The following is a 14,537-nucleotide window of genomic DNA, read 5'->3' as shown; positions in this document are numbered from 1 at the left end:
GGCGTGCAACGCTCATCTTTTCGTAGAACCCCGAACCGGGTTCAAGCCAGCAGCTCGGTGATCCACCGGGCCTGCCGGGCGATGTCTTGCACCTTCTCCTCTGGCACGGCCTGCCGCGCTCGGGCGAAGTTGCTCAGGGTCTTCTGTTTCTCGCGCAGCATGCGCTGCCACTTGGCCAGGAACGCCGGACTGCGTGCCTGCATCTGCAGAGGGCCGAAGTACAGCTCCTCGGCGGTGTACATCACCGGCCCGACGCGCTCGGCGACGATGATTTCGTAGTCGAAGCGGTTTTCCCGCAGCACTTCCTCGCAGAGGATGCGGTAGCCATTTTCCATCAGCCATTGGCGCAGTGGCTGCTCGCCGCCGTTGGGCTGCAGGATCAGGCGCTCCTGGCCGCTCAGGCGCGCCTTGCCGCTGTCGAGAATGTCGCGGATCGTCTCACCGCCCATGCCGCAGATACTGACCGCCGTGATTCCGTCTCCCGGCTCGATCGCCGCCAGGCCGTTGGCCAGGCGCACGGTGATCTGCTGGTCCAGGTCGTTCTCGCGCACGGTGCGTTCGACCGAACGAAACGGCGTCAATGCCACCTCGCCGGCCACCGCCGCCGCGATAGCGCCACGGCGCATCAACGCCACCGGCAGGTAGCCGTGATCCGAGCCGATATCGGCCAGACGCGCCTCTGCCGGCACATGCCCCGCCACGCGTTCCAGGCGCATGGACAATGTCTGTTCGTTCAACTGCAGCCCCTTTTCACCACAAACATCCAGCACCTTTGGCCGGATCGGGGCGCGATTCTGTCGGGCAATGCCGTGCATTTCAACTTTATGCGACCAGGACCATGGCTCGCCTCGAACCTGGCGCTTGCGCATCGGCCCAAAGCGAACCCTGGTTACGGGCCGCTTTGGGCCGACCTTTGCAGAGCCTGAGAGACCGTGACTGATTCAACCTTGGCCTCCCTGAATGTGGAGGACAAGGCCTTACCTTCAGGCCTAGGCTGGATTGAAGCAGTAAGCGGCCAGCTTGTTGCCGTCCAGGTCGCGTGCGTAGGCGGCATAGGCGTTCGGTGCCCAGCCCCGCGGGCCCGGAGCGCCTTCGTCTGTACCACCGGCAGCTATGGCGGCAGCATGGAAAGCATCGATTGCAGCGCGGTTCTGCGCCTCGAAGCTGACAGTGACGCCGTTACCGACGCTGGCGGGTGCACCATTGGCCGGTTTAAGGACGAAGAACGATGGTGCACTCTCGCCCCAGATCGAGCCATTGTCGGCCAGATCGGCGATACGCTTGTGGCCCAGCTTACCCAATACACTGTCATAGAAAGCACGGGCTTTGTTCAGGTCGTTGGTGCCGACTGTAACGTGGGTGAAGATACTCATTTATTATCTCTCCAAGGTAAAACGAGGTGGGTTAGGGTTGGTGTTGCAGCGCCGTCAGGGAGGATTGACCCCGACCGCTATCGCTGTGCTTTTTGACTCAACGATCGAAGTGAATAACGGTGCGGATACTCTTGCCTTCGTGCATCAACTCGAAGGCCTTATTGATCTCTTCCAACGGCAAATTGTGGGTGATAAAAGTATCCAGCGGGATCTCTCCCTTCTGCGCCTTTTCCACATAGCTCGGCAGCTCGGTACGACCTTTTACGCCACCGAATGCCGAGCCACGCCATACGCGACCGGTCACCAACTGGAATGGGCGCGTACTGATTTCCTGACCGGCACCGGCGACGCCGATGATTACAGACTCACCCCAGCCCTTGTGGCAACTTTCCAGGGCGGCGCGCATCAACTGTACGTTGCCGACGCACTCGAAGGAGTAGTCGACGCCGCCATCGGTTAGCTCGACTATGATTTCCTGAACCGGCTTGTCGTAATCCTTCGGATTGACGAAGTCGGTAGCGCCCAGTTGCCTGGCGATCTCGAATTTGGCCGGATTGATATCGACCGCGATGATCCGTCCGGCCTTGGCCATGCTCGCGCCGATGATCGCTGCCAGACCGATGCCGCCCAAACCGAAGATCGCCACCGTGGCCCCCTCCTCGACTTTGGCGGTATTGAGTACCGCACCGATGCCGGTGGTGACTCCGCAGCCGAGCAGGCAGACCTTGTCCAGCGGGGCATCCTTGGGAATTTTGGCCAGGGAAATTTCTGGCAGCACGGTGTATTCGGAAAAAGTCGAGCAGCCCATGTAGTGATAGATTGGCTGTCCCTGATAGGAGAAGCGGCTAGTACCATCCGGCATCACGCCGCGCCCCTGTGTACTGCGAACCGCCTGACAGAGATTGGTCTTGCCGGACTTACAAAACTTGCACTCACCGCATTCGGCTGTGTACAGCGGAATGACATGGTCACCGACCTCGAGCGACGTGACGCCAAAACCTACAGCGACGACTATGCCGCCCCCCTCGTGACCGAGAATGCTCGGAAATATGCCTTCCGGGTCGCTCCCCGACAGGGTATAGGCATCGGTATGACAAACCCCAGTGGCGACGATACGCACCAGCACCTCACCGGCCTGTGGCGGTGCAACATCCACCTCAACAATTTGTAAAGGTTCGTTGGCGGCGAAGGCTACAGCGGCGCGCGATTTGATCATGGTCCAGGTTCCTGTTTTTTCTGCGGATTGATTTAAGCGGTGTGCATCTCGCTGGAGCGAATCATTCGCGTGCTCCACCAAGACGGTGCTGCCACGCGCGGTTACCGGGTCACACTGCCGGTCAACCAGTCCGCTGAACGTTCAGGTGCCCGCAGAGCAAGCGCGGTCATCTGTAGCTCTCCAGTCGTTGTTGCTGAAAACAGATTGCGCCCGGCAGAATTCCAAGTCACGCTCATTATTCTTGGCTTTTTTGTGAATTTTTTTCAGGTCGCTTCCATGAAACTCAGTTTGGATCATCTGGTAATGCTGCAGTGCCTGTCGGAAGTCGATTCGATAACAGCGGTTGCCGAACGTTTATGGGTGACGCCATCGGCGGTCAGTCACCGTCTCCGCGAGGCGGAGCGGCGCTTGGGAGTGAAGCTGACTGAACGCGCGGGAGGCAAGTTGCGACTGAGCCCCGCCGGCGTACGACTGGAACGGGCGGCAAGAGATATCGCGACGATTCTGAACGAGGCAGAAGCAGATGCCGGTTCCATGGCTGGCGGCGTCTGCGCCTTCGTGCGTCTGGGCGTCACGTCCTATGGACCGTTCCGCTGGATTCCAAAATTTATCAAGCATTACGCCGAGTTGCGTCCCGATATCGAAATCACGCTGGTCTCGGTGCACCGCGACGAGATTTACTCCAGCTTGGTCCAAGGCAAACTGGATGTCTCGATCATTGACGATGGGATGGTGCCAAGTGGCGTCGCTAAATGCCCACTGTTTCGTGATGAGCTGATCGCCATCATGGCAACAGATCATCCCCTGGCCGGGAGGCACAATGTTCACGCTGAAGATTTCAAGACCTATAACCTGGTTACCTATTCGACCGAACGATCCAAAGGCTGGGAATACGACCGCTTCTTTGCACCGGGCGGTGTTCTGCCGCGTCGCATGATCACGGTGGAGGTGATCGAAGCCATTGTCGAACTGGTACGCTCCGGCTACGGCCTCAGCATCTTGCAGCGCGACCTGGTGACACCAAGCCTGGAACGAGGTGAGCTTGCCTGGGCAGCCCTTGATGACGGGCTCGATATTGCCTGGAATGCGATTGTCAGGCCTGCGGAGCCGGAGGGCAGCGAGGTGCAGAAGATGGTGACAGAACTGACTGACTGGATGACGGCGCAAAGTCATTCTGAAAGCTTTCGGGATTTTTCCTGACCCAGCCTGAAGATTGCACCCGCCCAACCAACAGCTCTGGCTGGACTCAACCTGAGCACACGTGGCGTCACCTCGCGCAACCGTCAAAAACCATGTGGCCGCAGCGGTTATTTCCTCAACAGCGCCAGCATCCGCTTGATATCGGCACGACCGGTCTTGGCGGTAGGCACAAAGGCACAATAGGGGTGACCGAGTCGCAGTGAGACCGATGACAAGGTAATCAGGCGCCCCGACTCCAGGTCACTGCGCGCCATGAGCTTTTGCCCCAGCGCGATGCCCAGACCCAAGCGCGCCAGTGAAATCGACAGACTGGATAATCCGCTACGTCGACCTAATTTCGGGTCTGGATAATGGCTGATGGATGCCTGGGAAAACCAATCGTGCCAGGTCGGATGGGACGCATAGTTGATACCCCAGTGAGTATGGATGAACAGGTTCTGCTGCACCTGCGCGAGGTCGAATTCCTGGTTGCCATGGACGTCCCAGAACTCAGGTGTGCACATGGGTATCACTTCGTCATGCACCAGAGGTATCACCTCAAGCCCCGGATAGTGGTAATCCCCATAACTGACCCTTAGATCAATGTCATGGCGCACAAGATCCACCGGGTCATCTTCCACGCGGATATCGATCGACAGTTGCGGGTGAAATTCCAGCAACTCCGACAACTTCGGTGCAAGCCAGGATTCGGCCAAGGAAAACGGCACGCTGACCACCAACCGCCGCGAATGCAAATCCCCCTCGAGAATCCGTGTTGTCATGGCGGCAATATCGTTAAGCGCACGTGAAGTCTGCGGGTAGATGGCATGCCCGGCATCCGTCAGGGTGATGCGATTGCCTGCTCGCACGAAGAGTTTGCGCCCGAGGAACTCTTCAAGATGCCGTACTTGCTGGCTAACGGCCGCCGAGGAAACGCCCAACTCCGAGGCTGCCAATACGAAGCTGCCCATCCGGGCAGCAACTTCAAAAACCTTGACAGCATTGAGCGGTGGAAGTCGGTTCATATTGTACTCATTCGAAAGTTTTTCTAGGGGGACGCTAACAATTTATGCCGTTGTTGGAAAGTTTTCCTCAAGGTAATTTCAGGTCTCACTCACTGGGAGGTACCCATGAAAGATATTCTGGATCTCGAGCGCTATCCACTGGACCAGGAAGGCAGCCCGCAATGGCAGGCCGCGGTCGACCTTGCTGCTATCGAGTTGCAAACCACTGGCATGTTCAATCTGAAACAGCTTATGAAACCGCTGGCCATGACAAAGGCTGTAGCGGAAATCAAACCCATCATGGACAGCCAGTCGCATACTCATAAACGCCGACACAATATTTACTTCAAGCCCGACGTCCAGGGAATCGATCCCAAGCACCCGGCGCTGCGCGAGGTCGAATCAACCAACCACACTCTGTGCGCTGATCAAATAGCTAAGAGCACCGTGCTGGCCATCTATGAATACCCTCCTTTGCTTCGCTTTATCGCGGCAGTCATGGGCAAGCCGGCCCTTCATGTAATGAAGGACCCTCTGGCGCGCGCCAATGTCATGAGCTATCGCGAAGGTGAAGCGTTGAACTGGCATTTCGATCGTAGTGAGTTCACCACCACCTTGCTGTTGCAGGAGCCACTTGAAGGTGGCCAGTTCCAATACCGCAGCAATCTGCGCACGGCTGACAACCCCAACTACGAAGGCATTGCGGCCGTGCTTGACGGGCGCGATCCCGACGTCAAAACCCTAACACTTGAGGCTGGCACCTTAAACGTATTTCGTGGCGTGAACTCCTTGCATCGCGTGACGCCAGTGCAGGGGTCGAAGGAGCGCATGATTGCCATATTCTCTTATTACGAAAACACAGGCGTAATGTTCAGTGATGAGGAAAGCATCGGATTTTACGGGCGTGCGTCCTGATTGACGTTTCTGAGTAAGCAAAACGGCTTTGCGGTCTACGCCGCAAGCCATTACCCATGCCATCAATCGCTCACTGCAATGCGGAGCAGTTATGAAAACAACAAAAATAAGGCATTCAGCAAAACTGGCGAAGTATGCCCTGATCGGCGCAGCTTGGCTCTGCGCATCAGCATCCCAGGCTAAAGAGTGGACTGCTGTGACTATCGCCACCGAAGCCGCTTACCAGCCTTGGAACATGACGCTTCCAGGTGGCGCCATTGGCGGCTTCGAACCTGAGTTGATGGCAGATCTATGTGCACGCATCAAGCTTCAATGCACCCTGCTCGCCCAGGATTGGGACGGGATGATCCCTAGTCTGCAAGCCGGCAAATTCGACCTCATCATGGATGCCGTCGTAATCACCCCCGAGCGAGAGAAAATCATTGCCTTCTCTCGGCCCTATGCTGCAACCCAAGGTGTACTGGCTGCGAGCGATCCGAAACTGATTGCCCAAGCGGGTATTGCCGCGGAGGTGGTCAAGCTAACCGGGGATGCGAAGGTGGACAAACCTTACATCGACAAGATGCGGACCTTACTCAAGGGTAAAACCATCGGCATTGCCTCCGGCACGGCGTATACCGAATTCGTCGAAACCAACTTCAAGGACATCGCGACCATTCGTGAGTACAAAAAATCCGATGAGCATGTGCTGGATCTGCAGGCTGGGCGTATCGATTTTTCCTTCGATGACGTGACCTTCTTCAGCTCGATACTCGACCAACCCGAGAACAAATCGCTATCCATGGTCGGCCCCAAGATCGGCGGCACTATCTGGGGTCCGGGCGAGGCCCTTGGCTTTCGTAAGGACACGCCTGAGTTGAAAGCAAAATTCGACGAGGCGCTGAGTGCGGCGTTGGCGGACGGCACGGTGAAGAAACTCACTGAAAAATGGTTCAGGGCTGACATCACGCCATAAAAAGACTGACCACGGGCCGGAAATAGAAAGCTGCCCCGCGCTTGCGGCTTTCCAGCAATCCAATGCCGGCCCGGCAACTCCCTCGACGCTTCGTTGCGAGCCCAGTTCATGGGCTATCAGCCAACGAAGGGCGTTTCGATAGAAGGATACATTTATGGATACCTTGCAGATGCTCAGTTTCGGTAACGCCGGCTGGGGCTTGGCGTTGTTGAAAGCCGCAGGCATGACGCTGTCACTGACTCTGGTGTCGTTGTTGATCGGTGCCGTGTTCGGCAGCCTGGTGGCAGCGGCCAAACTGTCACATCGACGTAGCCTGCGTTGGTTAGGTGACTCGTACTCGGTGCTGTTCAGAGGCGTTCCCGAGCTATTGGTGATTTACCTGTTCTACTTTGGCGGTGCCACGGTAGTGTCCGCCGTTGGCCACTGGTTCGGCGCCACAGGGTATATCGACATGCCGCCTTTTGCGGTGGGCGCGCTCGCAGTCGGGCTGCTTTCGGGCTCTTATCAAGCCGAAGTCTATCGTGGTGCATTCCTCGCAGTCCCCCGCGGTGAACTGGAAGCGGCACTGGCCATTGGCATGGGCCGCGCAATGCGTTTCAGGCGTGTGTTGATCCCCCAGGTATTGCGCTATGCGCTCCCAGGCTTGGGTAACGTCTGGCAGATGACGCTGAAAGACTCAGCACTGATATCCGTGATCGGTTTGATTGAACTGATGCGCGCCAGCCTGATGGCCGCCGGCTCTACTCGCCAATATTTCACCTTTTACATCATCGGCGGCATCGGCTATCTGCTGCTGACTGGGTTGTCAGGGCGAATATTCGGTATCGCCGAGGCTCGCGTGCATCGTACGCAGCGCCGCAGTCCAATCCAACACTGAGACAGGTGAGCCTCAAATGATCGACTTCGCATTTTTGCTCGATACGTTACTCAAGTTGCTGGCGGCGCTGCCCACCACGCTGACTTTATTCTTCAGTTCGCTGTCACTGGGGCTGTTGTTGTCATTCATCATTGTCAGCATGCGCGTTTGCCGTTGGCCACTGCTGAGCTATCCGGCGCGCTGCTACATCATGATTTTCCGCGGCACGCCGCTGATCATTCAGATGTACCTGATCTATTACGGATTGGGTCAATTCCCCGCGGTCCGCGATAGCGTCGCCTGGGTTGTTCTGCGTTCGTCCTACGGCTGCGCGGTCGTCTCGCTGGCGCTGTGCACTGCAGGCTATACCGCCGAGATCATCCGCGGCGGCCTGCTTAGCATCCCCTATGGCCAAATTGAGGCCGGGCAAGCCATTGGTATGTCGCGCTGGGCGTTATTGCACCGGATCATCGCCCCGATCACCTTGCGCCAGATACTGCCGGCCTACTCCACAGAAGCAATCCTGATGCTCAAGGCCACGGCACTTGCAAGCTTGATAACCGTCTGGGATGTCACCGGTATCGCTCAACAGATCATCCAGCGGACCTACCGCACCATGGAAGTGTTCGCCTGTGCCGCACTGATCTACCTGGTGCTCAACTACATCATCGTTCGCGCCATCGGTTGGTTTGAGCATCGCTTGACACCGCATTTGCGTGAGCGGCCAGTGCATGTGCCGACGAAAGCCAACCTCGATGCCAGCAGCAATCCGAATTCCCTGCGGAGCTCACTATGAACAGTCAGTCAACGGCCGCTCTGTCGGTCACCAATATCCAGAAATCCTATGGGCAAGCGCATGTACTCAAGGGAATATCCCTGAAAGCGCACAAAGGCGACGTCGTATCGATTCTCGGTGCTAGCGGCTCAGGAAAAAGTACATTTTTACGCTGCATCAACCTGCTCGAAACACCCGATGAGGGCAGCATCTGCCTCAATGGTGAAACCATCGAAATGAAGCGCCTGCGTGACGGACGCCAAGTACCGGGCAATACGCGCCAGGTTGAGCAGATACGCAGTCGCCTCGGCATGGTGTTTCAAAGCTTCAACCTGTGGTCGCACAGGACCGTGATAGAGAACGTTATGGAAGGTCCAATGCGGGTTCTCAAACGCTCGTATACCGAATGTCTTGAAGAGGCCGAACAATTATTGCAGAAGGTCGGGCTGTACGATCGACGCGATTACTACCCTGCCCACCTGTCCGGAGGCCAGCAACAACGGGTTGCGATTGCCCGGGCCCTGGCGATGAATCCGCAGGTCATGCTATTCGATGAACCGACTTCGGCGCTGGATCCGGAGTTGGTCGGTGAGGTCCTCAAAGTCATGCGCGCGCTGGCTGAAGAAGGTCGCACCATGTTGGTAGTGACCCACGAGATGGGTTTTGCCCGGCACGTATCCAATCGAGTGGTCTTCATGCAGGGCGGTCGCATCGACGCCCAAGGCACGCCAGCAGAGCTGTTCGAAGGTTTGCCCACCGAGCGTTTTCGTCAATTCGTGGCCAGCCATCAAATGAGGAGCGCAGAATGAGCAGCACCGCCCCCGCATGTGGCATCGACATGAATCCGATGCCTGCAGACGACCTGATACCTCAGCAGGTGATAGCCAACGTCACAACTGAAGACAGCCATAGCGTTACCCTTGGCGACAAGTCGTTGACGTGGCGCGAGATCGTCAAGGTCGCACGACATGGCGCCAAGCTGCACCTCTGTGATTCGGCCTGGGCAAGAATTGACAACGCTCGCGCCATCGTCGACCACATTGTGGTACGGGGTGAGCGGGCTTATGGCATCAATACCGGCTTGGGTGCTCTCAGCAACGTAATGTTGCAAGGGCCGCAACTGGCGCAGCTGTCTCGGAACACTCTACTGAGCCACGCGTGTGGTGTCGGCGCGCCATTAACGGTCGAGCAAACACGGGCCATCATGTGCGCCGCTGTTAACAACTATGCCCACGGTCACTCAGGTATCAGCCGCAGCGTGGTAGAAGCGCTGATTGAACTGTTGAATCTGGACATCACACCAAGCGTGCCGTCACAAGGCTCTGTTGGCTATCTGACGCACATGGCGCACATTGGTGTTGCCTTGCTGGGCTTTGGCGAGGTGATTTGGCAAGACCGGCCAATGCCGGCTGCACAAGCATTGCGCGAAGCGGGCATGACGCCGCTGGAACTGTGCGCCAAAGATGGCCTGAGCCTGGTCAACGGCACGCCCTGTATGACCGGTCTGGCCTGCCTGGGACTGGCCGACGCCTTCAATCTGGCCGAATGGGCAGACATCATCGGCGCAATGAGCTTCGAGGCACTAAAAGGACAGATCGATGCCTTCGATGAAGTCGTCCTGGCGCTCAAACCTCACCCTGGTATCCAGCGCGTGGGGGGTAACCTGCGCGCGTTACTGGCGGGAAGCGAAGTCATCGCCAGTAGCCGCGGAATTCGAACCCAGGATGCCATGAGTATTCGCTCGATTCCCCAGATTCATGGTGCTTGCCGCGATCAGATGATTCACGCCGAACTGCAGATCAATGCTGAACTGGCTTCGGCCACCGATAATCCCCTGGTCGTGGGCACACCTGAGAATTATCGCGTGCTGTCTCAATCCAACCCCCACGGCGAGTCCCTGGCAATGGCTGCCGATCTGCTCTGTATTGCAGTCGCTGAACTCGCGGGAGTTGCCGAACGCCGCCTCGATCGCTTGATCAATCCCTTGGTAAGCGGATTGCCAGCATTCCTGGTCAGTCAACCCGGCGTGAACTCGGGAATGATGATCGCGCAATACGTGGCAGCCTCCTTGGTCGGAGAAAATCGCCATCTGGCGCAACCGGCAGTGGTCGATAACTTTGTGACCTCTGCGCTGCAGGAAGACCACCTGAGTCTCGGCACAGGGGCCACCCTTAAACTGCTCAAAGTCATCGACAATACGACCCAGGTGCTGGCTATCGAATACCTTCTTGCAGCCCAGGCATTCGAATTTCTCAAGGAGCAGCGCTTCGGGGTCGGCACCGGCTCTGCCTGGCGCCTCCTGCGCGAACAGGTCCCCCCTTATGACGAGGACCGCTGGCTAGCGCCTGATATCGAAAGTGCGGCTCGTCTGCTTCGAAAAAAAAACCTGGCCGATAGTCTACGCAGTGGCTGACTGTCCCAATTGTGTGCGCAATCACCGAAACTCCCGGTGATTGATACGGATCACCTTTGAGGCCGATCCGACATCCGTGCCCTTCTCCCGATAAACACGTTCACAACAACGGCTCGTTTTATCTGACGAGCCGTTGTTCTTTGCGCAGCTCTTTTGGACAAACACGGAGTGAAAAGAGCCAGCCCGGCAAAAACGCCCCCAAATGCCCTCGGCCCGCTGAACCGACCCGAGGGCAGGCGCAACAGCGTCTAATCTGAATAGAGCACAACCACAAACACGCCTCCAGCCTCTTGATACAGGGGAAATGGGATGATGACCGGAATAACAGCGCGTCAACACTCGTCATGGGCCCTACTCTCCCTGCTCGCCATCAACCTCGCGCTGACCGCAGGATGTTCAGGCAAACCTGCCGCACATCGCTATTCGACCTCAAGCATAGGCTCGAACTGCTACGCAAAAGCGCTACCCTCTGCCGGCGAAGGCGGGCTGGCCTGGGGCTCCACTTTGGATACGGCTCGGCAAAAATCCCTGGATAATTGCAAACGCTATGCCAGCCGATCCGGTGGCACGCCGAGTACCTGCCATGTGGTGACAGCGGAGTGCAAAAAGTAATAGCGCGTTTGCAGTGTTTGCCAATTGAGGGATTACAAACATGCACGACCCCTTCAATCTTCTTCGTTTCGTCGAGGCCCAGCGCTCGGTTTTTAGCCGAGCCATGGATGAGTTGCGCGCCGGGCGCAAGACCAGCCACTGGATGTGGTTCATCTTCCCGCAACTGCAGGGCCTCGGACACAGCGAGATGGCCCGGCACTTTGCCATTTCCGGTGCTGCCGAAGCCCGGGCCTATCTGCTGCATGATGTGTTGGGGCCACGACTGGAGGAAAGTGTCAGTACCCTCCTGCAACACCGCGACAAGAGTGCGCTGGCCATCCTTGGCCACCCCGATGACTTGAAGTTGCGCTCCTGTCTCACGCTATTCGCCAGCATCACGCCCGAACAGCCCCTGTTCCAGCGGGCCCTCGACCAGTTTTTCGCCGGTGAGCCAGACGCCAGGACCCTGTCCCTTCTTGGAGAATAAGGTCGACACGAGCTACATCGCGACGGAACGCCGTGATCGGTGCACAGAGCAACCGATGTCTCGCGCCGGCTGATTGTCACATCGTGTAGACGATGCTTCTCATTTTGTCTGATTGTTCCCGGAGCCCCCCCCCCCGACCTGAACGATCAGGTCAAGGTGGCCCACTCCAGGACCCAGGGGTCAATACTCGCGTTACCTGAGGTCGAAACGGTCGAGATTCATCACCTTGGTCCAGGCTGCCACGAAGTCTTTCACGAACTTCTCCTTCGCGTCGGCACTGGCATAGACTTCGGCCAAGGCCCGCAGTTGCGAGTTTGAGCCGAAGACAAGATCGACACGAGTGCCTGTCCATTTGAGGTCGCCGGTTTTGCGATCACGTCCTTCAAACTCTTCATTGGCGTCCGAGACCGGCTTCCATTCCACGCCCATGTCGAGCAGGTTGGTGAAGAAGTCGTTGGTCAACGCTTCAGTTCGCTGGGTGAAGACCCCGTGCGGGGTTTGTCCGACGTTGGTGTTCAACACGCGCAGGCCGCCAATGAGCACCGTCATTTCTGGCGCGGTGAGTGTCAGCAGTTGCGCCTTGTCGATCAGTAACGCCTCGGCCGGTACGCGGTATCGGGTCTTGAGGTAATTGCGGAAGCCATCGGCGATGGGTTCGAGAAACCCGAAAGACTCAACATCCGTCTGCTCTTGGCTCGCGTCCATCCGCCCCGGAGTGAAAGGCACCGTGACGGTGTGACCGGCATTTTTCGCCGCCTGTTCGACACCAGCGCTACCGGCCAGCACGATCAGGTCCGCCAGCGAGATTTTCTTGCCGCCAGTCTGTGCGCTGTTGAACTCGCTCTGGATTTTCTCAAGGGTCGCCAGCACGTTCGCCAGTTTCGCAGGCTCGTTGGCCGGCCAGTCCTTCTGCGGGGCCAGGCGCAGGCGCCCACCGTTGGCGCCACCACGTTTGTCGGAGCCACGGAAGGTGGAAGCCGCGGCCCAAGCAGTTGATACAAGCTGCGAGACTGTCAGGCCACAGGACAGAAGCTTGCTCTTGAGTGAGGCGATGTCGCTGTCGTTGACCAAGGCATGGTCAACCGCCGGGATGGGGTCTTGCCACAGGAGTACTTCACTCGGCATTTCCGGGCCCAGGTAGCGCGAAAGCGGCCCCATGTCGCGGTGGATCAGCTTGAACCAGGCGCGGGCGAACGCGTCGGCCAACTGATCCGGATTTGCCAGGAAGCGCCATGAAATCGGTTCATAGATCGGGTCGAATCGCAGGGACAGGTCCGTGGTCAGCATGGTTGGATTACGCCGCTTGGACGGGTCGTGAGCATCGGGAATGATGCCCGCGCCAGCGCCGTTTTTCGCTGTCCACTGGTTCGCACCGGCCGGGCTCTTGGTCAGTTCCCACTCGAAACCGAACAGGTTCTCCAGGTAGTTGTTGCTCCACTTCGTGGGCGTAGTGGTCCAGGTCACTTCCAGGCCGCTGGCGATGGTGTCGCCACCTTTGCCGGTGCCAAAGCTGCTCTTCCAGCCCAGGCCCTGCTGTTCGAGGCCAGCGGCTTCGGGGGCGGCGCCCACATCGGTTGCAGGCCCGGCGCCGTGGGCCTTGCCGAAGGCGTGGCCGCCGGCGATCAATGCCACGGTTTCTTCGTCATTCATCGCCATGCGAGCGAATGTTTCGCGGATATCCACCGCAGCAGCGACCGGGTCCGGGTTGCCCTCAGGGCCTTCCGGGTTCACGTAGATCAGGCCCATTTGCACCGCAGCGAGCGGTTTCTCCAGGTTGCGCTCCTGGACAGCAGGGCTCTCATCTTTGCCATAGCGCACGTCGCCCCCCAGCCAGGTTTTTTCGGAGCCCCAGTAGACGTCCTCATCCGGTCCCCAGACATCCGGACGGCCTCCGGAAAAACCAAAGGTCTTGAAGCCCATGGACTCCAGCGCGACGTTGCCGGTGAGGACGATCAGGTCGGCCCAGGAGATGTTACGACCATACTTTTGCTTGATCGGCCAGAGCAGTCGGCGTGCCTTGTCGAGGCTGACGTTATCCGGCCAACTGTTGAGCGGCGCGAAGCGTTGCTGACCGGAGCCGGCCCCCCCACGCCCGTCACCCGTGCGGTAGGTGCCTGCGGCGTGCCAGGCCATGCGAATAAAGAACGGTCCATAGTGTCCGAAGTCCGCAGGCCACCAGTCTTGCGAATCGGTCATCAGCGCATGCAGGTCTTTCTTGAGCGCCGCAAAGTCCAGTTTTTTGAACGCTTGGGCGTAGTTGAAGCCCTCGTCCATGGGGTCGGTCAGGGACGAGTGCTGGTGCAGGATCTTCAGATTGAGTTGGTTCGGCCACCAGTCGCGGTTCGACGGGCCACCGCCCGCGGCGGCGTGATTGAACGGGCATTTCGATTCAGTTGCCATGTGTGAGCTACCTTTGGTCGTGTTCATCCGGCTATCCGGCCCCGCGTGGGCGCGCGATAGCGACGAGCGAAATCAATGACATAAGCTGCAGGGCCAACAATCCGATCCATTGATCGTCGTGGTCACACGGGCAATCCGGATAGCGGCAATCGAGTTACCAGCACGGTGGCCCACGGCAAGCCTAGTACGCTTCTGACTTATTCGTATCTCTTATCAGGTCTCAACCGGCCAGTTTTCACCAGCGCTCCGTTAAGGTTAGCCCCCTATAAAGCACTCAGCTAATAGGTGGCGTATTCGGTCCTGATAGGCCTAGTCTTTTACCTGACACCTAAGGATGGAATAGACCTGTTACGCGACGTACGCCTGTACGGGA

Annotated in this window: 14 protein-coding genes; 9 read left to right on the top strand and 5 right to left on the bottom strand. The window is 58.0% G+C overall.

Translation table 11 applies throughout. The features are described from left to right. Positions 1-41 precede the first annotated feature (41 nt). The 3 genes from HK44_RS14970 to HK44_RS14960 form a co-directional block, all read right to left on the bottom strand. A complete protein-coding gene (locus tag HK44_RS14970) occupies positions 42-737 on the bottom strand; it encodes a tRNA (adenine(22)-N(1))-methyltransferase (protein WP_024264961.1) in 696 nt (231 codons plus the stop codon). 252 nt (positions 738-989) lie between these two features. Then, positions 990-1,373 (bottom strand): VOC family protein, encoded by a 384-nt coding sequence (locus HK44_RS14965; protein WP_019690697.1) that lies wholly within the window; start codon positions 1,371-1,373, stop codon positions 990-992. 97 nt (positions 1,374-1,470) lie between these two features. Continuing rightward, on the bottom strand, positions 1,471-2,589 hold the full coding sequence (locus tag HK44_RS14960; RefSeq protein WP_019690698.1) for an S-(hydroxymethyl)glutathione dehydrogenase/class III alcohol dehydrogenase: 1,119 nt from the start codon (positions 2,587-2,589) through the stop codon (positions 1,471-1,473). A gap of 69 nt (positions 2,590-2,658) precedes the next feature. On the opposite strand from HK44_RS14960, the gene HK44_RS14955 reads away from it, so the two are divergent. Next, positions 2,659-3,789, top strand: a complete 1,131-nt coding sequence (locus HK44_RS14955) for a LysR family transcriptional regulator (protein WP_242031563.1) — start codon at positions 2,659-2,661, stop codon at positions 3,787-3,789. 107 nt (positions 3,790-3,896) lie between these two features. Here the strand turns inward: HK44_RS14955 and HK44_RS14950 are convergent, their stop codons facing one another. Then, positions 3,897-4,793, bottom strand: coding sequence for a LysR substrate-binding domain-containing protein (locus HK44_RS14950; RefSeq protein WP_019690700.1), 897 nt, complete (start codon positions 4,791-4,793; stop codon positions 3,897-3,899). A 105-nt stretch (positions 4,794-4,898) separates the two neighbouring features. Between HK44_RS14950 and HK44_RS14945 the strand changes: the two genes are divergently transcribed. The 8 genes from HK44_RS14945 (at position 4,899) to HK44_RS14910 (ending at position 11,764) form a co-directional block, all read left to right on the top strand. Beyond that, on the top strand, positions 4,899-5,687 hold the full coding sequence (locus tag HK44_RS14945; RefSeq protein ID WP_019690701.1) for a HalD/BesD family halogenase: 789 nt from the start codon (positions 4,899-4,901) through the stop codon (positions 5,685-5,687). A 196-nt stretch (positions 5,688-5,883) separates the two neighbouring features. Continuing rightward, on the top strand, positions 5,884-6,642 hold the full coding sequence (locus tag HK44_RS14940) for a transporter substrate-binding domain-containing protein (protein ID WP_019690703.1): 759 nt from the start codon (positions 5,884-5,886) through the stop codon (positions 6,640-6,642). 154 nt (positions 6,643-6,796) lie between these two features. After that, on the top strand, positions 6,797-7,519 hold the full coding sequence (locus HK44_RS14935; protein WP_019690704.1) for an ABC transporter permease: 723 nt from the start codon (positions 6,797-6,799) through the stop codon (positions 7,517-7,519). A 16-nt stretch (positions 7,520-7,535) separates the two neighbouring features. Beyond that, complete coding sequence (locus HK44_RS14930) at positions 7,536-8,294, top strand: ABC transporter permease (RefSeq protein ID WP_019690705.1); 759 nt, start codon at positions 7,536-7,538, stop codon at positions 8,292-8,294. After that, complete coding sequence (locus tag HK44_RS14925; RefSeq protein ID WP_019690706.1) at positions 8,291-9,082, top strand: ABC transporter ATP-binding protein; 792 nt, start codon at positions 8,291-8,293, stop codon at positions 9,080-9,082. The genes HK44_RS14930 and HK44_RS14925 overlap by 4 nt, the downstream gene beginning before the upstream one ends. Beyond that, positions 9,079-10,686: a histidine ammonia-lyase gene (hutH, locus tag HK44_RS14920; RefSeq protein ID WP_019690707.1), complete on the top strand. Its 1,608-nt coding sequence runs from the start codon at positions 9,079-9,081 to the stop codon at positions 10,684-10,686. The genes HK44_RS14925 and hutH overlap by 4 nt, the downstream gene beginning before the upstream one ends. 312 nt (positions 10,687-10,998) lie before the next feature. Continuing rightward, positions 10,999-11,298 (top strand): DUF4189 domain-containing protein, encoded by a 300-nt coding sequence (locus HK44_RS14915; protein ID WP_080690659.1) that lies wholly within the window; start codon positions 10,999-11,001, stop codon positions 11,296-11,298. Between the two features lie 40 nt (positions 11,299-11,338). Next, on the top strand, positions 11,339-11,764 hold the full coding sequence (locus HK44_RS14910) for a DUF1810 domain-containing protein (RefSeq protein ID WP_019690708.1): 426 nt from the start codon (positions 11,339-11,341) through the stop codon (positions 11,762-11,764). 192 nt (positions 11,765-11,956) lie between these two features. Here HK44_RS14910 and katG read toward each other — a convergent pair whose 3' ends face one another. Further along, the gene (katG, locus tag HK44_RS14905; RefSeq protein WP_019690709.1) at positions 11,957-14,191 is read right to left on the bottom strand and encodes a catalase/peroxidase HPI; all 2,235 of its coding nucleotides are present in this window, start codon (positions 14,189-14,191) and stop codon (positions 11,957-11,959) included. Positions 14,192-14,537: the final 346 nt, after the last annotated feature.

The organism is Pseudomonas fluorescens HK44 (assembly GCF_000217955.3).
GTDB lineage: Bacteria > Pseudomonadota > Gammaproteobacteria > Pseudomonadales > Pseudomonadaceae > Aquipseudomonas > Aquipseudomonas fluorescens_AQ.
The sequence above is the reverse complement of the archived record's forward strand: the minus strand, read 5'-3'. Positions and strand labels throughout refer to the sequence as shown.